The organism is Streptomyces sp. NPDC005962, from assembly GCF_040629205.1.
GTDB lineage: Bacteria > Actinomycetota > Actinomycetes > Streptomycetales > Streptomycetaceae > Streptomyces.
The window spans coordinates 25,686-47,488 of the sequence record NZ_JBEXVE010000044.1; the positions used below are offsets into that span (position 1 = coordinate 25,686).

A 21,803-nucleotide genomic window follows, 5' to 3' on the forward strand; every position below is an offset into this window, starting at 1 on the left:
GTGGGGCGGACGACCTCGTGGTCCCCGTGCTCCCCGCCCGTGCGGCGCCGGTCCTCGGTCGATGCAACCGCGCCGCCGGGACGGCTGTTCCCCGCGCGGCCGCTTGGCCTTCCGTGAGGTCCGGGGCTTTCCGGCCTTCGGCTACAGCAGACGCCGGGCGGTGAAAGTCTCTAGAGTGCATGATCGTCGGGCAGTGTACGCAGGGCACTGCAGATGGTCGAGGGGGCTGTGATGAGGGTCGAACTTCCGCCGGAGCCGGTGCACTTCGTCAACCGCGACGATGAGCGGGAACGCGCCGTGCGCGCCGTGACGGAATGGCAGAGCCGTTCCCGCCCACTGGTCCTGGCGCTGAGCGGGCCGGGCGGCTTGGGAAAGACGGAGCTGGCCGTCCTGCTCGCCCGGACTCTGGGCGACCGCTATCCCTTCACGGACGGTGTGCTGTCCGTCGACCTGGACGACTTCCGGGCGGACGGCGTGCTGGACCCCGGTGATGTCCTCTCCCGGTTGCTGAACTCCCTCGACGTCGTGCCGGACCAGGTGCAGGCCCAGTACGCGGCTCGGTGCGGGCAGTACTGGAACAGGACCTCCGACGCGAAACTTGTCCTCCTGCTGGACAACGCCCGCTACGCCTCGGAGGTCGTCCCCCTGCTCCCGGCGTCGGGCGCCAGCGTGGTGATCGTCACGAGCCACGGTCCGCTCCACGATTTCGAAGCCGGCGCCGCGGTGGATCTGGTCCTGCCGCCACTGGACGAGCGGGCGGCGACGGAGCTGCTGGAGCTGATCGTCCGTGACCACCGGCTGGCCGCGGACCCGGAGACGGCGCGGGCGGTGATCCGGTTGTGCGACGGCCTTCCCGCGGCACTGCACGTGGCCGGCCGGTGGGTGCGCACGCACCGGCTGCGTCCGCTCTCCCGTCTCCTCGCCGATCTCACGGCCGAGCTGGACGAGAAGGGCGTGTCCGGCGTGGAGCGGATCTGGGACACGGTATATGCCGATCTGTCCCGCCCGGCGGCCCTCCTCTACCGGTTGCTGGCCCACCATCCCGGTGAGACGTTCACGCTCCCCTCCGCCACCGCGTTGTCGGGGCTGGGTCCGGAGGGCTGCCAGGACGCCCTGGAGGAGCTGGACCGGGCCGGATTGCTGGACCTGCGTCTGCTGTCGCTGACGGAGTCCGGCCAGATGAGGCTGCCGGGACCGCTGCGCGCACACGCCCTGCGCCGGGCCCGCCGGGAGGCGGCGGAGGGCGAGGTGGCCGAGGCGCAGACGAGGCTGCTGCGGTGGTTCGTCCGGCAGGCTCAGCTGGCCGACCGGTTCGCGGCCGGCCGGCGGCTGACCGTCGTGGATCTGCTCGATCCTGTTCCCGGCGTGCCGGACGTTCCACTGGAGGACCCGGAAGGGGTTGTGGACGACGAAGCCCGGGCTGAACACGCCGCCCGCGCGGCCCGCTGGCTGGACGAGGAACGGCATGTGCTGTTCGCGTGCTCGCGCCTGGCCCACGGCCGTGGGATGGACACCGAGGTCGTGGCCCTGTCCGAGGCCGTGTGGACGCATGCCCTGGACCATCCCCACCAGTCCGAGGTCATCGAGCTCTTCCGGCGCGCCGTCGACTCGGCGGTCCGGCACGGAGGGAACGCGGGATGGCTGGTGCGTACGCGCTGCCAGCTGGCCAGGCCGCTGTGGGAGTCGGAGGAACTGAGCGAGGCCCAGCGGCAGATCGACAGCGCGATGTCCGCCCTGGAACTGCTGGGGGACTGGGAACGGGACCGCAAGCTTGCCGCGTCGGCCGTCGAGCACCGCGGCATGCTCAAGGGCGCACGAGGCGAGTGGAATGCCGCTCTGGCCGACTTCACAGCCTCCCGCGACATGCACCGGGCGATTCCCAACCCCTACGGCGTCCTGCTCCAGACCTATCGGATGGGAGAGGCGAGCGCGAAGGCGGGCGACCTTGAGACAGCACATCGTCTGCTGTCCGAGGCGCACACCGGGTTCGTGGCGAAGAAGCGCGAGAGGCTGATCGGACGCTCGGCGCTCGCCCTCGCCGGCGTCCTCTACCGCCTCGGCCGGATGGGCGAGGCCCGTGAGCTGTACCAGCAGTCGCTCGGCCAGGCCGATAAGCGGCGCTCGGGCTTCGATATGGCACGTGTCCACGACGCGCTCGCCGAACTGGAGACAGCCGAAGGGCACCTGGTGGAGGCCGAGGAGCACCGTGTGGCGGCCCGGACCTTCCGGCAGCGCAATGGCCTGGTCTAGATCACTTGCGCGGCTTCGGTGTTCGTGGCCGGCCGGAGGGTGATGCGGAAAGTCCGCTCTCCGACGAGGCAGTTCAGCGCGGTGTGGCTGTCCGGGGCGGGCTGAGGGGAGACCAGCCGGGCGTGTACGGCTGACAGTGCGATGGCCGGGTCGATCTGTACGATGCGGCCTGCTTCGGACCGGGGTTCGACCTGGGCGGCATACGTCCGCTCATGACCGCGGACTCTGAGCAGGCAGCCGCCGGACGGCAGCAGAGCCGCCGCGGAACGGCAGCCCGGGTGAGCGGACAGGGCATGCCGGGTCCACCCGTCGGCGGTCCAGGCCAGGTCTACGGGGGCGGTGGATGCCGGGAGCGGACGACGGTACAACAGGCCCGCGGAACGGACGAGCTGTTCGCTCGCGGCGCCATGCTCCACGGCCAAGTGGTGGCCGGGCGGTCCGATGCCGGCCGGGTGCCGGGTGATCCGGACGCCGGCCGTAGTGGTCGCCACATGGACATCGAACGCTGCGGGGACACGGGCGGCGGGCACGGGTGCGGGCAGCAGCCGGGGTGTGACGCCGTAGGCGGGTGGCGCAAGGCCGAGCAGGGCGTAGACCTCGGTTCGCAGCCGGTCCACGGCATCACCGGCGGGCGCGAACGCGGCCTGAGCGGCGGCGTGCCCGGGACCCTGCCGGTACGCCCGCAGTGCGTCGGCGATGTCCTCGTCTCGTTCCAACCGCGGTATCCGGTCGAGGAGTACGCCCATCGGGCTGCCGGGGATCAGTTCGCCGCCGCCTTGGTGGACGCTCACGACGGGACGATCCTGGGCGGCGCAGTAATACAGGGCGGCCGATCCGTGGTCGGTGACCAGGGCGTCCGCGGCGATCAGGACAGATGCCCACTCCTCGTGCGAATCCGCCAGGATCATTCCCGCGTCGAGGGCCGGCGCAAGTCGTTCGGTCAGCTCGTACGTCCCGAGCAGACTGCGCTCATTGGGGTGGACCACGAGCGCCAACTGATATTCATCATGGGGCAGTTGGGCCGCAAGGCGGGCAGGCAGTCCGGGACGCTGCCGGACGAGGGACTCGGGGCCCCAAGTGGAGACCAGGACCAGCAGCTCGCGGGCCCCGGTGCCCAACGCCGCCCGGTAGCGGTCACGCAGGGGCATCGAGGCGAGGACGCGTTCCAGAGTGAGGTCGCCGATCACTTTCGCGCGCCGGGCGGCCCGCGGGTCCGCGGCGGCCAGCCTGGCGACCTGATCGGGATGGGCCAGGGCGTGCAGCGCTGCCGGAGCATGGTCGTGGGTTCGTCGCAGATACGCCGGGTCCAGTCCGGATGCCGAGTCGGCCGAACCTTCGCCGCGGATCGACTTGTTGAAACCCGCGCCGTGAGGGATGAGGACGTGCGGGCCGCGCAGCAGCCTGAGGTCGCCCTTGGGGCTCGCGGCGACGATCAGGTCGTACGAGCGACCACACGCTTCGCTCCACGGCACCGTGCGGCCTCCACGGGCGTCGATCGCGGAGAAGACGTCGGCCCCGAAGTCGGAGCCGGGGACGAGGGTGAAGAGGCGGGTGATCCTGGCGTCGCCCGAGAAGACGGGAAGTACGTCGAGCAGGCGATATAGGGCAACCGCCGATCGGGCCGCGAACAGAACCGCTCGCCCGTCGCCCGTCGCCCGTCGCCCGTCGCCCGTCGCCCGTCGCCCGTCGCCCGTCGCCCGTCGCCCGTAAGTGTCCAGCGTACTGGAAACCGGCGGGCGGATACCGCTGTTTCCGCAGGTCGAGGTAGGTTCGTTCGCGTCGTCGGGCGACATGATCCGATCCTATCGCGTACCGTTCGAATGTCGCCGAGAGTGATCCATGCCGCACATTCGGCAAGGGTGGTGTGGCGCCGTCCCTGATTGCGAGGATGGCGGCATGAGTGACTGGGGAATCGCCCTGATTGCCGCGGGCTCGGCGATCGCGGGCAGCGTTGTGACCGGCTGGTACACGCGCAGTGCCGGTATCCGGCAGGCCGCTGCGGCACGTCACGCGGGAGATCGCCAGGCGGACGCGCTGCTCGAATCGGTGCGCATGACGCTTCGCGCCGAGTCCGGCCACCGCGAGTTCGCCCTTCGCCGCCAGACCTACGCGGACTTCCTCGGAGCCGCGGAGGCGAGGATACTCACCGAGCGGAACGGACGAGGACAGGCCGACGACGACGTCCTGCTGCAACGCGCCTTGAGCGGGGTACTCCTGGAAGGCCCGCCCGACGCCGCTGCCGCGGCCCAGCACCTCGTCGACTGTTTGCGGCGCCATGAGAGGCCGGACGAACTCAAGCGTGCGAAGTTGGCCTTCGTCTCGGTGGCGCAGGAGTGCTGCCGGCCCCGGTGACCTTCCGTGGACCAGGCTCCCGGCTGCCGCTGTGCCCCTCGCCCGGTTCGCGATGCGGCGCGTTCTGCCGCTGATGGTCGTCACGCCCTTCGCGACATCCCGCGGTGTCGCGGGGAGTCATCTCGCCGATGTCGTGCTGGGGGCGACCGAGGCGCCGACCGGTTCCTACGTCGACCGGGGCCGGGTGTCCCGCTCGTCCCAGGAGTCCTACGACCCGCGGCGGGAGAAGGAACTCTGGGATGCCGCCGAACGGCTCATCGCGGCCTTCGTCAGCTGAGCCGCTGGCCGACACCGGCTCCTACCTCACCATCGACCGCCACCCACCCCTGGGTGGGTGTGACACACCCTTCCCGCACCTCTTCCGCGAGCCTAGCTTCGAGTCATGAACGATGAGCGATTGATCGCGGATCTGCACGGCAGATGGGTGTTCGGCTGGGAGCGCGACGAGGGGGACGCGCCGTTCGACTTCCGGCGCACCTTCGGCGAGTTGTACGACTTCGACTCTCCGGACCTCCGTCTCTACGACAACTTCGACCCCGAGCAGCGTGTCGCGACGACAGCCACCGGCTACGGCTCGATCTGGGAGCCCCAGTTCGATCGGATGGTTTCCGCCCACCATGCCGTGGACGACGGCCCGCACGTCCTCGTGAGCCACGATCTGGCGGCGTCGACGCTGGTGTTCGTAGCGCGGATCACCACGCCTGACGGTGTCACGGACATCCGTACCACTACCTCGTTGGTCTGGCGTCGAACGCCGGACGGGTGGCGGATTGTCCGCGAACACAACTCGACCCGGGTTCTGCCCGCAGGCGACTTGGACGGAAGGCTGCCGGTGTAGCGAGGAACTCCACTGCCTGGCAGGCGAGTTCAGGGCGTAGCCGGTGTTCCCGTGAGCTGCGTGGGGATTCGGCGATGTATGTCCTCGAGCAGGTCCCGCATCGCCATGTGAAAAATCTCGGCCTGGTGTTCGCCGATGAAGGAGGTGTGTCCGAACACCTCCAGGACGACCATGCCGTGCAGGTGGCCCCATGAGCCGAGGAGGAGGGCGCTCGCTGGAGGGGGCAGGGTTTCCGGGCCGTGGGGAAACAGGGGTTCCAGATGCGCCTGGAGAGCCGGTGAGAGCCCCCGGGTGTCGGCCGCGGCCAGTTGCGCGGTGGTGAATCCGTCGAACATCTCGCGCTGGAATATCTCGCATATCCGGTGCATCGCCTGAGTGGTCGGGCCGTTGTGGGGCGCGGCGTAATGACGCAGCGGCGCTCCGTAGAGCAGCTGGAATCGCTCGACGTGGGTGATGGCCCATCGGCGATAGCCCTCGGCGGCGGCCATGAACCGCAGCGCTGCCGGCTCGTCCGCCGCTGTGTCGGCGGCTGCCGACACCGCTTCGGCCAGGTCCCGGTAGGCCTTGGTGACGAGAACGGTGACGAGGGCGTCCCGGTTCGGAAAGTAGTGGTAGAGCCCCTGGACGGTCATGCCGAGGTTGCGGGCGACCCCTCTCAGGGAGAGGGCGTGCGGCCCGTGCTCGGCGATGTAATTCTCGGCGGCCTCCACGATCTCCTGGGTGGCGGCGGCCCGGCGTCGCTGGCGCAGGGATGGCACGGCCGTCGTACACGCGTCTGCGGGCATGCGGCGATCCTACGACGGCTGATCCGACGAGGCATCAGAAAACCGTAGCAAGCCAAAAACACCTCACAGGTGTCAGGTAAATCTCCTGCTGCTCAAACACGGGCCGTCTTACTAGCGTCGTCCTGGGCGACGAAGAGCGCGGCACCGCACCCCTCCGACGGAGTGAAGGGGCTCTGCGGTGCGTTGAGCCGGGCCCTGTCCGGCCGAGGCCCCTCGCCTGTCGCGGAATGCATTGAAGGAGATCACCTGTGTTCGAACGTATGGCCGAATTGGCGATTCGCCGGTCCCGGCCGGTACTCATTTTCGCCGTCCTGGTCCTGGCTCTCATGAGCGCGGTAGGTGCGGGCGCCTTCGACAAGCTGAAGGGGGGCGGCTTCGACGACCCCGCCTCCCCGTCCACCCGGGCAGCGAAGGTCATCGACGAGAAGTTCGGCGGAGAGACGAACCTGGTCCTGCTGGTCCGCTCCCCCCACGGCCGCGTCGACACCCCCGCCTCCCGCGAGAGCGGCCGAGTCCTGGTGGCCGACCTCAAGAAGGACAAGCGGCTCGGCAACGTCGTCTCGTACTGGGAAACGAACAGCCCCGACCTGCGCTCCGAGGACGGCCGCGAAGCCATGGTGCTCGCCCACGTGAGAGGCGACACCACGGAGCAGCGGGATAACGCCAAGGAGATCCTCGACACCTACAGCGGCACCTACAAGGACACCCTCACCGTCCGGGCCGGAGGAGGCGCCGCCGTCGGTGCCGACCTGTCGAACCAGGTGGTCGACGATCTGATCCTCGCCGAAGCGATCGCCATACCGCTGACCCTCGTACTGCTCATGATCGTCTTCGGCAGCGTCGTCGCGGCCCTGCTGCCGCTGGCCATCGCGGTCATCGCCATCATGGGCTCATTCGCCCAGCTCTTCCTGCTCGGCAGCGTCACCGATGTCGCCGACACCGCGACCAACCTCACCACCGCACTGGGCCTCGGACTGGGCATCGACTACGCCCTTCTGATGGTCAGCCGCTTCCGGGAACAGCTCGCGGCCGGGGTGGGAGTGGACGACGCCGTCCGGCGGACGGTGCATACCGCGGGCCGCACCGTCGCCTTCTCCGCCGCGACAGTCGCGGCAGCCCTCGCGGCGCTCCTCGTGTTCCCGCACTACTTCCTGCGCTCGATGGGCTTCACCGGCGTCGGTGTCGTCGCCATCGCCGCGCTGAGCACCCTGTTCGTGATGCCGGCCCTGCTGAAGGTTCTGGGGCACCGGGTCAACAGCGGGCGGCTGCCGTGGGCGAAGTCCCAGCGCTCCGACGCCCGCGAACCCCTGTGGGGACGGCTTGCCCGTACCGTCATGCGGCGGCCCGTGCTCACCGCGCTGCCCGTCCTCGCCGTGCTGCTGTTCGCGGCGAGCCCGCTGCTGAACATCACCTTCGGCACGCCGGACGAACGCGTGCTGCCGAAGGACGCGGGGAGCCGCCAGGTCTCGGAGGTACTGCGAGAGAAGTTCGGCGGCAGCGAGGACTCGGCCCTCCACATCGCCATCGGCCAGTCCGTGGACAGGGCCCCGCTGGCGTCGTACGCGGGTCAACTGTCCGCGCTCAAAGGCGTCGAGCGGGTCGAGACCAGCACGGGAATCTACACCGAGGGACAGTCCGCGGCGACCGGCCCGGCCAACTCCGCCCTCGGCCGACCCGACGCACAGCGGATCAGTGTGGTGAGCAGCCTGACACCGAAGTCGGCAGCGGCCGAGAGCCTGGTCGAGCAGGTGCGCTCGGTCACCCCGCCCCCTGGGACCCACCCTCTGGTCGGGGGGAATGACGCCGTACTTGTCGACGCCAAGGAATCCATCGCCGACAAGCTCCCCCTGGCTGTGGCCCTGATCGTCCTCACCACCTTCCTGCTGCTCTTCCTGTTCACCGGCAGCATCGTGCAGCCGCTGCGCGCACTGCTCCTCAACCTGATCAGCCTGGGAGCCACCCTCGGCGTGATGACCTGGATCTTCCAGGACGGCAACCTCTCCTCACCGCTGGGCTTCACCGCGCAGCCGATGGAGATGACGATGACCGTGCTGATGTTCTGCATCGCCTTCGGCCTCTCGATGGACTACGAGGTCTTCGTCACCAGCAGGATCAAGGAGCTCCACGACCACGGAGCCGACAACGAGACCGCCGTGGTCAACGGTCTCGGCCACACCGGGCGCATCGTCAGCGCGGCTGCCTTCCTGCTCGCGGTGAGTTTCTTCGCCTTCGGCACCGCCAAGATCAGCTTCATGCAGATGTTCGGTCTCGGCAGCGGACTGGCCGTCCTCCTCGACGCCATCGCCGTTCGCGGCGTCCTCGTCCCCGCCGCGATGCGTCTGCTCGGGAAGACGGCCTGGTACGCGCCCGGCTTCCTTCGCGCAATCCACCTGCGGTACGGCCTCAGCGAAAGCGGCCCCGAGCCGACCTCCACACCCGGACCTGTACCGGTGGCTCCGACCCACATGAAGAAGTCGACCAGGGTCTGACCAGGTGCGGGATTCCTGGGTGCCGCTCACCCAGGGAAGCGGCGGCCCGATCGCGGTAGCCGCGGGCAACCCGGGCGCGACTGAGGGATGTCAGCCGTCGCGGTCGCCTCCGGCGTGCTCTTGACGGGCTGTCAGCGGGAGACGGGGACGTCGCTGCGGGACGTGGCTTCCGCCGTGTGCCCAGTGCCGGCCGCCGCCGCCCGGTGGCGCCCGGTGAGGTGGAGGTCGAGGAGGGTGGTCCCGACGGCCGCCACGGCGAAGGCGGCGTTGACCCACGCGGCGGCGGTGAGGCCGTACCCATGGTCGAGAGACAGCCCCGACACCACGGGGGCGAGGGCGGCACCACCGCCCACAGCCGGGTCGCGGTGAGCGCGAACACGACCGAGACCACCGCGAGCGCCCCCAGCCTCCACAGGGGTCCTACGCGACCCTGACCACGTACTTGCCCTGGACGCCGCCCGCCTCCAGCGCCCGGTGGGCCGCCGCGGTCTCCTCCAGGGGGAAGACCGTGTCCACCGCGGGGCTCAGCTTTCCCTCGACCACATGGCGGGCGAGGTCGTCGAAGTGCGCCCGCGTGGGGTTGCCGCTGAAGATGCGCACCCTGCCGTGTCCGTGGACCATGCTGGCCGCGAGGTAGCCGAGCGACGCAGCGGGCCGTTTCATGTCGAAGGCGATGGTAACCATGCGCCCGCCGGGATTCAGCTGGCGCCGGTAGGCCCGCACATCGGTCCCGACAGTGTCCAATACCACGTCGAAGTCTCCCAGTTCGGCCGGCCGCACGGTCCGGTGGTCGACGGCTTTGTGCGCGCCGAGTCCGCGGACGAAGTCGAGGTTGGCCGCCCGGGCGAGAGCCGTGACCTCGGCGCCGTACGCCCGTCCGAGCTGGACGGCGGCGTTGCCGACGCCGCCCGCCGCGCCCCGGACGAGGAGTCGTTCGCCGGGGCGCAGCCCGGCTTTGTCCCGCAGCGCGGTAACGGCCGTGGTGGCCACCGGCAGCGCGGCGGCTTCCACCAGGTCAACGTCGTCGGGGAGTCTGCCGACCCGCTCGGCGGACACGGTCACGAATTCGGCGGCGCTGCCGAACCCCGAAGCGCGACCCAAGACCCCCCATACGCGGTCGCCGACCGCGAGCCGGGTGACTCCGGCACCCATCGCGGCGACCTCGCCGGTGAAGTCCAAGCCGACACGCTTGGGGAATTTCCGGCCGTCCACGAGACGGAGATGGCCGGCACGGGCTGCCAGTTCTCCGCCGTTGACGCTGAACGCGTGCACCTTCACCAGCACCTCGCCGGCGGTCGGCTCGGGGCGCGGCACGCGGCCCAGGTACAGCACATCGGGGCCGCCGTAGCGGTCGTAGAGCACAGCTCTCATCATGCGGTCGTTCATCGTTCCGCCTTTGCCGCCGGTGGTCGTATAAGGAACTGACAGCGACGGTAGGCTCCTAAGTGGACGCAATCGTCCGTTTGGACCCGAAGCGAGAGGCAGTGATGGTGGAATCCTCTCGGATCGCAACCCAGGACGGGCTGCGGGCCGACGCCCGACGCAACCGGGAGCGCGTCCTCGCCGCCGCCCGTGCGGTCTTCGCGGAGCGCGGGATCGACGCCCCGATGGCGACCGTGGCGCGTCGGGCCGGAGTCGGCGTGGCGACGCTGTACCGGCATTTCCCGACCCGGGACGCCCTGGTGCGGGGCGCGTTCGCGCAGCAGATGGACACCTGTGTGCGGGCGCTCACCGAGGCTCTGGCCGCCCCTGACCCGTGGCAGGGATTCCAGCAGCTGATCGAAACGGTCTGCGCTCTGCAACGGGAGGAACGCGGGTTCCCGGCCGCGTTCGTCGCGGCCTTCCCGGAAAGCACGTCGGAACACGCGCAGTCCCGGCAACGAGCCGAGCGGGACTTCGCAACTCTGGTACGCAGGGCTCAGGCGTCGGGCGCTCTGCGGGCCGATTTTCACCCTTCCGACCTCGCCGTGGTCCTGTTGGCACACTGCGGTCTGGTGACCACCCTGCCGGGCGACGGTGCAGCGTCCCGGCGCCTGGTGGCCTACCTGCTCCAGTCGTTCCGCGCCGACACGGCCAACGAGCCGCTGCCTCCGCCGACCGCGCTGGCACTGCGCAGTCTCCCGATTGCCGCTCCCCGGTGACCACTCGCACCTGCGGGGCTTCTTGGGCATCGTCTCGGCATGCTCCCTCGTGCCGCAATACCAGCAGTTCTGCGTCCTTCCCCGCCTTGCGGCGGAGCAGTACCGATGGGGCGGCCGACACGTATCGTCGTACCGGGCTGGGGCATTCAGCGGTAAGTCGGCATCCTTTTGAGTTGCGGGCTGGTGGGATGAACTCGTTTTGCCGCTGTGCGCACCAACAGAGTCGGTTGACTTGGCGTGGGAAGCGATCGCTTCTCCGACGCGGCTCTTGCGAAGGCAGCTACCTTGATCAACAGGCGGAGCGTACTGCGGGCCGGCACTGTGGGTGTTTTGGGGACCGAGATGGTGGGTTCGCAGTCGCTGCCCGCTGCTGCCGCGTCACCCACCGAAGAGGCGGAGCGGCTCAGCCAACGGGACTGGGAGTTGCTGGCTCAGGCGCTGTCGTCGCGTTCCACTCTCTACCGGCCGGGAGATTCCGGCTACCCGCCGCTGGCACTTCCGTTCAACCATCGGTACGCCGGGGTCCGCCCTGCTGGAATCGTGGCGTGCGCCACCACCCGAGATGTCCGGGCGGCGGTCCGCTGGGCCCGCGCGGTGGGGCTGCCCGCCGTGCCTCGTTCCGGGCTGGGCCACAACTACGCCGGATACTCTGCCACCACTGGTCTGCTGCTCAACATGGCCCGCATGAAAAGCATCGTCTCCACCCCGCAGCCGGGTGCCGGCTCCCGGACCCGGACCTACGGGCGGATGAGGGTCGTTCACGACGCGGGTAAGGTCGCCGTGGGAGCCGGGGTCACCAACGGCGACCTGCACCCGCTGCTGGAGGACCGCGGCATGTTCGTGCCGACCGGCCGCTGCCCTACGGTCGGGGTGGCCGGGCTGGTGCTCGGTGGCGGTATCGGCTTCAGTGACAAGATGTTCGGCCTGACCTGCGACCGGCTGGTGTCGACGACCGTGGTACTCGCCGACGGCAGCGTGGTGGAGGCCAGTGAGGACGCGCACTCCGACCTGTTCTGGGGTTGCCGCGGCGGGGCGGGAAACAACTTCGGTGTCAACACCTCCTTTACGTTCCAGTACGAGCGGTTCCAGGGCGACGTGGGCGTCTACCAGCTGCGCTGGAGCCTGGACTCGGTGCTGCAGGTGATCGCCACCGCGCAACAGGTCGCCGTGAACACCCTGGACGACAAGCGGTTCCATCTCCGCGTCGGCATCGGGACCCATGGGCTCACCAGGGACCAGATCCACGCTAATGCCAACGTCAATGCCATCGGTCAGTACTACGGCTCCCTGGAGGAGTTGCGCGACACCCTGGCCCCGCTGCTCGCCATCGGCACGGCTGAGGAGCGCGCTCGCAACAACGCGTCCGTCCGCGAGGTCGCTGCGGGTGTGGCGAGTGTGCTGCTGAGTGCCACCACTCCGGTGCAACAGTTCGCCGCCAAGTCGGCGGTTCTGACGTCCCGGACGCTCCTGACCGATGACCAGATCGGTGCCGCCGCCGAGCAACTGCTGGACTGGCCTGGCAGCGATAACGAGGACGGAGCCGGGTTCGCCATGTTCGCCCTCGGCGGCGAGATCAATCAAGTGCCGCCGGACGCCACGGCGTTCGTGCACCGAAACGCCGTGTTCATCCTCGCCGCCGAGACCTCCTGGGCGGACTATGATCCGCCCAGCGTCGCCGACGCGAACCTTCACTGGCTCCGTGAGTTCTACTGCGGCATTTTCGGTGACACACCGCCCCCGCACTCGTATCAGAATTTCCCGGATCCGACCCTGAAGGACTGGCGGCGGGCCTACTACGGTGCGAACTACGACCGGCTGGTCCGGGTGAATCGTCAGTACGATCCGACCAACTTCTTCAGCTATCCGCAAGCGGTCGGCACCTGACGTTCTCAAGACGCGCCCCACGATCTCGTGGGCGCGCATGACGATCACCCGCTGCTCATTTCAGGGGCTGCCATATCGGCGGTCAGGGCGTCCGCGACCAGCCGAACATCAATCCTGCTCTGCCGGAACCGACATCTTTCGGCGGGGGCCGCGGCGTCGCGGCAGACTTTTTTGGACGCCGCGTGGCGAAATCCGTCACGGTTCCGGCCATCCACGCTTGCTCGCCGGCTCTGCGGATTCTACCCCTCCGTGACATGCTCATTCGGTCGATCGCACGCCCCTGAGCGACGGGCCTTGGCCATTCACGGCCAGGGCCCGTCGTCCGCGCTGGGCAGCGTGTCCGCCGTCAGCGGCTCGCGGACACCGCGTTATCAGTGAGTGTCACCGGCCGTGCCGGGCTTGTGTTCGGTGACGGCGCTGGCCTTGCCGTCGTTGAGCCTCACGCGCGCTATGACCTTCTTGGTCTGGGTGGAGGACTTGAGCTGCTTTTTGGTGCAGGTCGTGCGCTGGTTGGGTTCGCCGCAGATGGTGCCCCAGCCGGTGATCTTGGCGTCCTTGGTGAGGTAGAAGGCCTGTGTGTCGTTCTTGGCCGTGGTCACGGTGTACTTGCCCGGTGCGAGGTACTTCACCGTGCCCATGACCTTCCCCTTGGACTTGCCGCTCGACGAGGGGTCGGCATCGGAGGAGTTGGAAGCGTGCGGCTTCGACGAGGACGAGTCGCTCTTGTCGTTGCCCCCGCCGGAGATTTCGATCGGGCCGCAGGCGGAGATCAGCAGGCCGGCTGTCAGCAGTGAAGCACCGGTCAGAAAAGTCTTCTGCATAGGGCGAATGGACACGATGAGCTCCTGGTCGTCGATCAAGCGTGTGGGCTGCGGGTAATACCGGAGGCAGCGGCGGTTGTCCCCCGGGAGCGGGGCCTGGTGGGCCCGCTCGGCAGGGGAGTGGGCGGCTCTACGTCCGACGTCGCGCCGCTGTCCATGGGGTAGATGCGGCGGGGCGATCCGCGAGTTGCGGGATGGTGCCCGGACTAATGGCGGCCGCCGTCGGATTAATTGCCGTACGCCGACCGCGGGTTCGCCGCCCGGCACGGCGGTCCGGGAGGCATCACATGAATCCCACAAAGTCATGTCCTACGGTCCCGGCTCCGGAGCCGCTCAACTCATGGAGGATTGCCACGTGCTCGGCGACCGCTACTCACGCACGGTGCTCACCGCGTTGTGCGCGACCCTGGCCACGGTGTTGCTCGCCTCTTGCTCGCAAGTGGCGGACACGGCCACAGAAGGTGCCTCATCAGCCGAAGGTGCCTCATCAGCCGACGACACCTCGGGGTCCGCGAAGAAGCCCAACATCGTGTACGTCCTCACCGATGACCTGGACTGGAACCTCGTGAAGTACATGCCGCACGTGCGGCAGATGAAGGAGAAGGGAACGACCTTCGCGAACTTCTTCGCCACGGACTCGCTGTGCTGTCCCTCGCGTTCGTCCCTGCTCACCGGTCAGTACCCGCACAACACCGGCGTCTTCACCAACAACGGGGACGACGGCGGCTACGGCGCGTTCATGAAGAACGGCAACGAAGAGAGGACCTTCGGACCGGCGCTGCAACGCGCCGGCTACCGGACCGGGTTCATGGGGAAGTACCTGAACGGATACCGGCCCGACGCCAAGAACGGCACGTCCCGGCCGTACGTCCCCTCCGGCTGGGACGAGTGGGATGTCGCCGGTGACGGTTACAAGGAGTACGACTACGACCTCAACGAGAACGGCAAGGTCGTGCCCTATGGCGACGGTCCCGAGGACTACCTGACGGACGTGCTGTCGAAGAAGGCCACCTCGTTCGTGGGCTCCTCGGCGGAGGCGAAGAAGCCCTTCATGCTGGAGGTGGCGACGTTCGCACCGCACGGCCCGTCCACTCCCGCAGCACGCGACGAGGGCACGTTCCCCGGGCTCAAGGCCCCGCAGACCGACGCCTACGACAAGGCGACCCGCGACGCGCCGAAGTGGCAGGACACGCTCACCCCGCTGACGCCGAAGGAGAAGAAGGAGATAGACCGGAAGTTCGCCAAACGGGTGCGTGCCGTCCAGGCCGTCGACCAGATGATCGGTGAGCTGAAGGTCACACTGGAGGCGAAGGGCCTCGCGGACGACACCTACATCGTGTTCGGGTCGGACAACGGTTTCCACATGGGCGAGCACCGGCTCCGGCCGGGGAAGCAGACCGCCTACGACACCGACGTCAGGGTGCCGATGATGGTCACTGGTCCCGGCGTACCGGCCGGTGAGAAGGCTTCGCAGTTCGCGGAGAACGTCGACATCAACCCGACCTTCCTCGAACTCGCCGGTCTGGAGCCCCCGTCGACCGTGGACGGGCAGAGCCTCACCGGACTGATGCGCGGCCGGCCGGAGGACGACTGGCGCAAGGCCGTCCTGGTCGAGCACCATCACTCGGCATCCAAGAAGGACGACCCCGATGCGGCGTCCGAGGACAGCGGCGACCCGCCGACGTACGCGGCGATGCGGACCGCGGACTCCCTCTACGTCGAGTACGTCGACGGGGAGCGCGAGTTCTACGACCTGGATTCCGACCCAGGCCAGATGAACAACAAGGCATCGTCCCTCTCCGCGGACCAGCGCGCCTCGCTGCACCGCACCCTGACGGAGCTTCAGCGCTGCGAGGGCTCGAAGAGCTGCCTGGCCGCGTCCCGGACCCACTCCTGAAATGGCCGACCTGATGGCAGCGACAAGAGAAGTGATGCGATCCCCCCGGCCCATGGATACGGCGTGGCAGCGAACCGGTGCGCCGCAGTCACGGCGGAAGCACGAGAATCTGATTCTGGGGCTGCTGCGCAAGCACGGTCCGCTGACCCGGGGCGAGTTGGGGGAACGGTGCGGCCTGTCCCGCACCACGCTCTACGACGTGGTGGGCGCACTCATGGACAGCGGCGCCGTGAGCGCCTCGGTGCCGAGAGTGGGCGGACGCGGGCGTGGCCGCCCGGCGGAGAAGCTGTCGTCGAACCCCTGGGCCGCCGACCTGCTCGGTATCGACTTCGCACGACAGGCGGTACGGGTGGCGGCGATGACCACGGTGCACGGGAGCATCAGCAGTGCGAGCGAGCCGCACGGCCCCGACGCGTCGTGGGAGGAGCGGCTCGACGTCGCGCGACGGCTGACCCGCGCCCTGACGGGTGGAACGCTGCGGCTGGACACGCTGAGCGGCGTCGGTGTGGGGGTGACCGGCCCGGTCGGCCCGCTGGAGGACGACTCACCCGGCGCGATCCACCCGGAGACCGTGTCGGCACTGGTGAGCGAGAGTTTCGGCATCCCGGCCCGCCTCGACAGCAACACACGGCTGGCCACCCTGGCCGAGCGGACCTGGGGCGCCGCCATCGACGAGCAGGACGTCCTGTACCTGTCCCTGTCGCACAGCGTCGGGGGCGGCCTGGTGGTGGGCGGAACGCTGCACCGTGGCGCCCACGGGCTGTCGGGACAGTTCGGCCACATCACCGTCGACCCCGGGGGCGAGCCCTGCGCATGTGGCCGCGTGGGGTGCCTGGAGACCGTGGCGTCGATCGGGGCCGTGCTCGACGCCCACGGGTCCGCTGCGGATGTTCCGCAACTGGTGGCCGCCCTGGAGGCGGGCGACCGGGCCGCGCACTCGGTGCTGGAACGGGCCGGTACGCATGTCGGCAGGGTCCTGGCCGACTTGTGCAACGCCTTCGGCCCCAGCGTCGTCGTCCTGGGCGGTGAGCTGACCGGCACCGGCCCGGCTCTGATGAATCCGCTGCGGCGCGAACTGGACGCGAACGTGGCCTGCCGGGGTTCGCGGATGCCGCTCCATGTGCGCCCGGCCAAGCTCGGCGACGTGGGCGCCGCGCTCGGCGCCCTCGCCCTCCTTCTGCACCGGCAATCCGCTGCCACCGGTCGGCCGGTGCCGCTCGCACCGGCGGTTCCGTGAGTTCGTGCGGCGTCCAGGACCGCCTAGCATGACGGTCTTGGACGCCGAATCGGGGTTCCCTCAGGGACCACCCGACGATCGAGCGGAGGCAGGCATGACCGGCAGGGCCGGGCGGGTGCTCGTGGCCGATGACGACGATGCCACCCGGCGCTCGCTGACAAGGGGGCTGCGGCTCAGCGGTTACGAAGTGGCGCTGGCCGACGGCGGCCACGCCGCGCTGGACGTGGTGCGGGCCGACCACCCCGACATCGTCGTGCTGGACATCTGCATGCCCGACATGAGCGGTATCGACGTGTGCCGCACCCTGCGCGGGGCCGGAGACGAGGTGCCGGTGCTGATGCTCTCCGCCCTCGACGAGGTCGACGACCGGATCGCCGGGCTGCAAGCGGGGGGAGACGACTATCTGGTCAAACCGTTCGCCCTGAAGGAACTGGAGCTGCGGGTGAGCGCCCTGCTGCGCCGTCGCCCGCCGACCGCCGTCGACCGGGTGCGGGTCGGCGGCCTGACTCTCGAACCGGCCACCCGCGAAGCATTCGTGGACGGGCGGCCGGTGAACCTGACGCGGCGCGAGTTCGAGCTGCTGGAGATCCTGGCCCGCACCGCGGGCGTCGTGCTGACCCGCGACCAGTTGATGGACCGGGTGTGGGGCTACGACTTCCAGGTGCGCACCGATGTGGTGGACACCTTCGTCAGCTATCTCAGGCGCAAGCTGGAAGCCGGGGGGCGCCCACGGATGCTGCACACCGTTCGCGGGGTCGGCTTCGTCCTGCGCGAGGAGCGCCCGAACCCCATGGACCGGCCGGTCGGAGGCGCGGCGTGAGGCTGTCCACACGCCTCGCGCTCGCGGTGGGCGTGAGCGTACCCCTGCTGGTCCTGGCCACCGGCTGGCTGCTGCTGAGCCTGGTCGCCGATGATCTGCGCGCGCACCAGGACGCACAACTGAGCGCCCGCGCCACGGCCGTCTCCCAGAACGCCAACAGGTACCTGCACGCCAAAGAAGACGATCAGCCGGTCATCGCCGAGAAGTCCCGGCGGCGGCTCCAGGACTCCGCACGGGACATGGGGATTCGGCTGATCACGCCGGACGGCACGATCTCGGACGGTCCGCAGCCCGACGGTGACGTCCGGCTGCCCGACCGGGCGCTGCGGCCGGCCACCGTGCACGCCGGCGACGAGACCTGGCACGTGCTGTCCCGGCGCGTCTACACCGCGGGGCGGGGAAGCACGCCGAATCTGTGGATCTTCGCACCGGACAGCACCTACCAGGCGGAGATCTCCTTGGTGCGCGAGCGGGTCGTGACGGTCACGCTGCTGGCGGCGCCCGTGGCCGGGGCCATCGCATGGGCCATCTCCGCCCGGGCGGTCCTGCCCCTGCGGCGACTTCAGCGCCGGACGAGCGGTCTGGACCCCAGGAGCAGCACTACGCGCCTGGAGCACACGCCGACCCGTATCACCGAGGTCGACGACCTGGCCCGTACGGTGCAGACGGTGTTCGCCCGCTACGACGAACAGGCGGCCCGTACCAACGAGGCACTTGCCACAGCTCGCTCGTTCACCACGGCCGCCTCCCACGAATTGCGCACTCCCCTGATGAGCATGCGGACCAACCTCGACATCCTCACCGCGCACGCCGATCTCGACCCCGTCGACCGCGCCGAGGTGCTGGAGGATCTGGGGCATGAACACACCCGGCTGCTGGGGCTGCTGACGATGCTCAAGGCACTCGGCCAGGGAGACCTGGTCGAGGCGGACTCGTTCACCCCTGTGGACCTGGCCGAGGTGATGGAGCGCTCGGTGGCCGATCTGCGCCGCGCACACCCCGATGCCGAGGTTTCCGTACGCGCCCCCTCGGGGCTGCTGGTCCACGCGTGGGAGCAGGGGCTGCGCTCGGCCGTGGGCAACCTGCTGACCAACGCCTGGACACACGGCCGCACCGGGGACGGTCACGCGCGTATCGAAGTGGCGCTGCGCCCCTCCCATGATCAGGACCGTCCGGCGGCCGTGCTCACGGTGGACGATCACGGGCCGGGCATTCCGGCCGAACGGCGCGAGGAAATCTTCGAACGCTTCCGACGCGGCCCGAACAGCCCCGGTTCCGGCCTCGGCCTGACGCTCGTCGCCCAGCAGATCGCCTTGCACCAGGGCAGCATCACCGTACGGGACCGCCCCGACGGGTACTCCGGAGCACGGTTCGAGGTATGGCTGCCGGTCACCGACATGGCGGCCGTGGGGGACACCCTGACGCTGGTGCGCCGTGACTGGCTGACGGTTACCGCCGGGCGCCGGGACCCTCGAACGACCGCTGTCCAGCAGCCCCCGATCCGTCTCCGGTGAAACGCCGGCGGCTCCGCTACGCCCCGTGCACGTCGGCTCCGAGGCCGATGACGACCTCCGGCTCGCCCGGCGGGTCCGACGGGGCCGGCGGTTCGTCACGGTCCGGACGCGGCCCGGCGGCAGGCCGTGTCCGGACCGTCCGTCGGCTCAGGTGCCCTCCGGGGCGAGCAGGGCCGCCTGGATCTGGACGCTCTTGCGGCGGGCGATGCGCCGGCCGCGTCCGGGAGGCAGGTTGCGGCCCTTGACGTTCCCGAAGAGGAAGCCCTCGGCCGATGGGCAGGACAGCAGGATGCCCGGGGTGTAGACCTCCAGGAGCCGCCGCATCAGCGGGTCGTTGAGCCCCCGGGACGCGCCCGGGATGCGGCGGTCGAGCCCTCCGTGGCCGCGGAGACGCCCGAAGCCGCCGACGGGGCTGGTGACGAGGGCGGCGTCGAGCACATCGAGGGCGCCACCGAGAACATGCCGCCCGTCCCGGACGAGATCCGCGAGGCCGCCCGGACCGCGCCCGACCACTGGTTCGGCATGGTCGACCCCACCTGGCGCGGTGAGGGCCCGCCCCCGGCTGGGCCGTCATCGGCCAGTGGCGGTCCGGTGCGGACGGCGAGACTCCGGTGGCTGTGCCGGGCATGGGTCCCATGCTCGGCAGACAGAATCCGCACTGAGCCCGGAGGATCAGCTTTGAGCGGGGAAGCGCAGCAGCGTCACCGAATGTGCCTTGAACGACCAGTCCAATGTCTTCGCATCTGTCTTGGCCTGTGATTTTTCGATCTTGACGGAGTTCGGCCGCTCTTTGCTGTTGAAGTCGTAGAAGGTCCTTCCGGCGACCACGGACACGTCGACGGTTCCGGCAGGTGTGAAATCATCCGGAGCGACGTGCGCCTTGATGTCCTCGTCCGGTGAGCGATTCACCACGAGGACGTTGAGGGCCCCGTCCCGGTCGATCGAGGCCGTCGTCACCAGCGCCTTGTAGGAGGAGCCCAGAGGGGTTTCGTCGGTCGCCACCTCGACATTGTCGTTCACTTTGCTGTCAACGATCTTGCCGCCACCATGGAAGAAGTCGCGCAGTTGCTCGCGCATAATGGCTTCCGGCATGGGCATGAAGTCCGGGGCTCCTCCGAACACGGTCCGTGCGGTACCGGGCTTGGGGCTGAGCAGGTCGTTGCTCGCGGTCCAGGCGACACCGGAGTTGCTGAAATGGGCCCACTGGGATGCCATGTAGAGAACATGGGACATCGCGTAGGAGTACTCGGTGTAGGTTTGCGCTCCGCGTTCACCGCCGAAGAAGAGCGCGCCGCATTCGGAGGCTGCGACATACGGGTCCTTCTTTCCGTACTTGCGCATCTCGTCCATGAGATCGGTGACCATCGTGGCGGCCGCCGTTTCTCCCAGCATCTGGAAGTCGTGACCGGCCCGCTTGTCGGGGAAACGGGTGACGTGCAAGTCGCGCGAAAAATTCGTGTAGGGGTGGATGGCCATGCCGTCGTAGTCATCGGCGTGGCCGTGCTCGGCCATGAGCCGGGGGAAGCTCATTTTGCCGGTCATGAGCTTCCCTTGATCAATGGACGCCCAGACGGACAGGACGCGGATTGTGGGGTCGACGTCCTTCATCGCCTTGGAGTAGTCAACGAAGCCGGCATGCGGGCCGGAGTCGTAGTCGGCGGTTATCTTCGCACCCTGCGGGGGGATCGCGCCGTGCCGGCCGTCGCCGAAACGGATCGCGCCACTCTTCGGTTCGAACGTGTAGACCTCGTCGCTCGCACCCGCCGAGGACAGGTCCGGAACCTGACGCCACTCGGTGCCGGCGACATGGACCACCTGGCTCTTGGGCACCACGGGCGGGTACCACACGGTGAAGTTCTGGCTCGGCTCGCCGTCGCTGACCGATGCCTTGGGGCTGTGATCCGTCGGCTGTCCGACGCGCTGGCCTCGCTGCCGCTGTGTGCCACCGAACGCGTACTGTTTGATGGCCGTGTTGTCGTCAGCACTCATCCAGTAACGCTGGTGCTTTCCGAAGATTTCGTTACCGATCTCCCAGCAGCGCACTCCGTAGGGTTCGGGGTGGCCGTTCTCCGCCCGCAGATCTCCCCACTTCGTGCCCTGCGGGGCGTTCATGTACGCTACCCAGTCCGCGATTTCCTGTGGTGTCGAATTCGCGAACGCCGCCATGATCTGGGGCGTACCGTCGATCTTTTTCATGAGGGACATGTACTCGTCGGGGCCGTACGTGCTGTCGACCTCGTCCCCGTCCTTCCCGTCGAGCTGACGGCTGCGGCTCGGCTGGGGCCCGATGGCCCCCTTCCAGTTGAACAGATTGGACGACGTCCCACCCGGATACCGTACGAGGGATATGCCGCTCTGTTTCATCTTCTTGACGGCTTCCGGTTCCGGGGCATCGGCCTCGGCGTCCCACAGTCCGAAGGCGTCGTCATACCATTTGGCGCCGTTGACACCCACTATGTTCCGGCTCACCTTGGCCAGCGCCCGCTGTGTGCTGACGGCGATGACCGGACCGGCGTCGGCTGCCCCTTTTTCCTCTTTCACTTCAAAGGCATCGGAGGAGCATCCGGCGACGGTGACACCGACCGTCAGGGCCGCCGCGCTGTGCAGAACGTCGCGTCGCTTGAATCCACTCATCAGTATCTCTGTACCTTCTGGGAGAACGGTGAGGCGTCACGCCGTCACTTCTGGACATCGCGACGTGGGCTGGCAGCTCTTCGCGCCATGGCAGTGCTTCGGCTACGAATCCTCCACCCTGGGAGAGGGGGGTCGTGCTCG

18 protein-coding genes are annotated in these 21,803 nt (G+C 68.9%); 11 read left to right on the forward strand and 7 right to left on the reverse strand.

What is annotated here, in order from left to right; genetic code table 11:
• The first annotated feature begins 231 nt into the window (after positions 1 to 231).
• On the forward strand, positions 232 to 2,250 hold the full coding sequence (locus ABZ370_RS41175) for a hypothetical protein (protein WP_358632744.1): 2,019 nt from the start codon (positions 232 to 234) through the stop codon (positions 2,248 to 2,250).
• On the opposite strand, the gene ABZ370_RS41180 is transcribed toward ABZ370_RS41175, so the two are convergent.
• The gene (locus ABZ370_RS41180) at positions 2,247 to 4,043 is read right to left on the reverse strand and encodes a translation initiation factor 2 (RefSeq protein ID WP_358632747.1); all 1,797 of its coding nucleotides are present in this window, start codon (positions 4,041 to 4,043) and stop codon (positions 2,247 to 2,249) included. The two genes, ABZ370_RS41175 and ABZ370_RS41180, sit on opposite strands and share 4 nt — an antisense overlap.
• Before the next feature lie 103 nt (positions 4,044 to 4,146).
• Here ABZ370_RS41180 and ABZ370_RS41185 point away from each other — a divergent pair, with 103 nt between their 5' ends.
• The 3 genes from ABZ370_RS41185 to ABZ370_RS41195 all read left to right on the forward strand — a co-directional run bounded on the left by ABZ370_RS41185 (position 4,147) and on the right by ABZ370_RS41195 (position 5,440).
• Positions 4,147 to 4,602 (forward strand): hypothetical protein, encoded by a 456-nt coding sequence (locus tag ABZ370_RS41185; protein ID WP_358632750.1) that lies wholly within the window; start codon positions 4,147 to 4,149, stop codon positions 4,600 to 4,602.
• A gap of 31 nt (positions 4,603 to 4,633) precedes the next feature.
• Complete coding sequence (locus ABZ370_RS41190; RefSeq protein ID WP_358632753.1) at positions 4,634 to 4,879, forward strand: hypothetical protein; 246 nt, start codon at positions 4,634 to 4,636, stop codon at positions 4,877 to 4,879.
• Between the two features lie 105 nt (positions 4,880 to 4,984).
• Complete coding sequence (locus tag ABZ370_RS41195; protein ID WP_358632756.1) at positions 4,985 to 5,440, forward strand: nuclear transport factor 2 family protein; 456 nt, start codon at positions 4,985 to 4,987, stop codon at positions 5,438 to 5,440.
• A 29-nt stretch (positions 5,441 to 5,469) separates the two neighbouring features.
• Here ABZ370_RS41195 and ABZ370_RS41200 read toward each other — a convergent pair whose 3' ends face one another.
• Positions 5,470 to 6,225 carry a TetR/AcrR family transcriptional regulator gene (locus ABZ370_RS41200; protein ID WP_358632759.1) on the reverse strand — a complete coding sequence of 252 codons (756 nt, stop codon included), beginning with the start codon at positions 6,223 to 6,225 and terminating at the stop codon, positions 5,470 to 5,472.
• Between the two features lie 248 nt (positions 6,226 to 6,473).
• Here ABZ370_RS41200 and ABZ370_RS41205 point away from each other — a divergent pair, with 248 nt between their 5' ends.
• Positions 6,474 to 8,714 carry an MMPL family transporter gene (locus ABZ370_RS41205; protein WP_358632762.1) on the forward strand — a complete coding sequence of 747 codons (2,241 nt, stop codon included), beginning with the start codon at positions 6,474 to 6,476 and terminating at the stop codon, positions 8,712 to 8,714.
• 131 nt (positions 8,715 to 8,845) lie between these two features.
• On the opposite strand, the gene ABZ370_RS41210 is transcribed toward ABZ370_RS41205, so the two are convergent.
• Both ABZ370_RS41210 and ABZ370_RS41215 read right to left on the reverse strand, forming a co-directional pair.
• Positions 8,846 to 9,040, reverse strand: coding sequence for a hypothetical protein (locus tag ABZ370_RS41210; RefSeq protein WP_358632765.1), 195 nt, complete (start codon positions 9,038 to 9,040; stop codon positions 8,846 to 8,848).
• Between the two features lie 94 nt (positions 9,041 to 9,134).
• Positions 9,135 to 10,100 carry an NAD(P)-dependent alcohol dehydrogenase gene (locus ABZ370_RS41215; RefSeq protein WP_358632768.1) on the reverse strand — a complete coding sequence of 322 codons (966 nt, stop codon included), beginning with the start codon at positions 10,098 to 10,100 and terminating at the stop codon, positions 9,135 to 9,137.
• 101 nt (positions 10,101 to 10,201) lie between these two features.
• On the opposite strand from ABZ370_RS41215, the gene ABZ370_RS41220 reads away from it, so the two are divergent.
• Together ABZ370_RS41220 and ABZ370_RS41225 are read left to right on the forward strand one after the other, a co-directional pair.
• The gene (locus tag ABZ370_RS41220) at positions 10,202 to 10,855 is read left to right on the forward strand and encodes a helix-turn-helix domain-containing protein (RefSeq protein ID WP_358632771.1); all 654 of its coding nucleotides are present in this window, start codon (positions 10,202 to 10,204) and stop codon (positions 10,853 to 10,855) included.
• Between the two features lie 342 nt (positions 10,856 to 11,197).
• Positions 11,198 to 12,739, forward strand: coding sequence for an FAD-binding oxidoreductase (locus tag ABZ370_RS41225; protein WP_358632774.1), 1,542 nt, complete (start codon positions 11,198 to 11,200; stop codon positions 12,737 to 12,739).
• A gap of 371 nt (positions 12,740 to 13,110) precedes the next feature.
• Here the strand turns inward: ABZ370_RS41225 and ABZ370_RS41230 are convergent, their stop codons facing one another.
• Positions 13,111 to 13,599 (reverse strand): hypothetical protein, encoded by a 489-nt coding sequence (locus tag ABZ370_RS41230; RefSeq protein ID WP_358632777.1) that lies wholly within the window; start codon positions 13,597 to 13,599, stop codon positions 13,111 to 13,113.
• Positions 13,600 to 13,900: 301 nt separating this feature from the next.
• On the opposite strand from ABZ370_RS41230, the gene ABZ370_RS41235 reads away from it, so the two are divergent.
• The 4 genes from ABZ370_RS41235 to ABZ370_RS41250 all read left to right on the forward strand — a co-directional run bounded on the left by ABZ370_RS41235 (position 13,901) and on the right by ABZ370_RS41250 (position 19,028).
• Entirely contained in the window at positions 13,901 to 15,457 is a 1,557-nt protein-coding gene (locus ABZ370_RS41235; protein WP_358632780.1) for a sulfatase, read from the forward strand.
• Positions 15,458 to 15,491: 34 nt separating this feature from the next.
• The gene (locus ABZ370_RS41240) at positions 15,492 to 16,694 is read left to right on the forward strand and encodes an ROK family transcriptional regulator (RefSeq protein WP_358632783.1); all 1,203 of its coding nucleotides are present in this window, start codon (positions 15,492 to 15,494) and stop codon (positions 16,692 to 16,694) included.
• A 94-nt stretch (positions 16,695 to 16,788) separates the two neighbouring features.
• Positions 16,789 to 17,514 carry a response regulator transcription factor gene (locus ABZ370_RS41245; protein ID WP_358632786.1) on the forward strand — a complete coding sequence of 242 codons (726 nt, stop codon included), beginning with the start codon at positions 16,789 to 16,791 and terminating at the stop codon, positions 17,512 to 17,514.
• Positions 17,511 to 19,028, forward strand: a complete 1,518-nt coding sequence (locus ABZ370_RS41250) for a HAMP domain-containing sensor histidine kinase (RefSeq protein ID WP_358632789.1) — start codon at positions 17,511 to 17,513, stop codon at positions 19,026 to 19,028. Before ABZ370_RS41245 ends, ABZ370_RS41250 begins: the two co-directional genes overlap by 4 nt.
• Before the next feature lie 147 nt (positions 19,029 to 19,175).
• Here ABZ370_RS41250 and ABZ370_RS41255 read toward each other — a convergent pair whose 3' ends face one another.
• Entirely contained in the window at positions 19,176 to 19,541 is a 366-nt protein-coding gene (locus ABZ370_RS41255; protein WP_358632889.1) for a hypothetical protein, read from the reverse strand.
• Positions 19,542 to 19,700: 159 nt separating this feature from the next.
• Positions 19,701 to 21,662, reverse strand: coding sequence for a hypothetical protein (locus ABZ370_RS41260; protein ID WP_358632792.1), 1,962 nt, complete (start codon positions 21,660 to 21,662; stop codon positions 19,701 to 19,703).
• Positions 21,663 to 21,803: the final 141 nt, after the last annotated feature.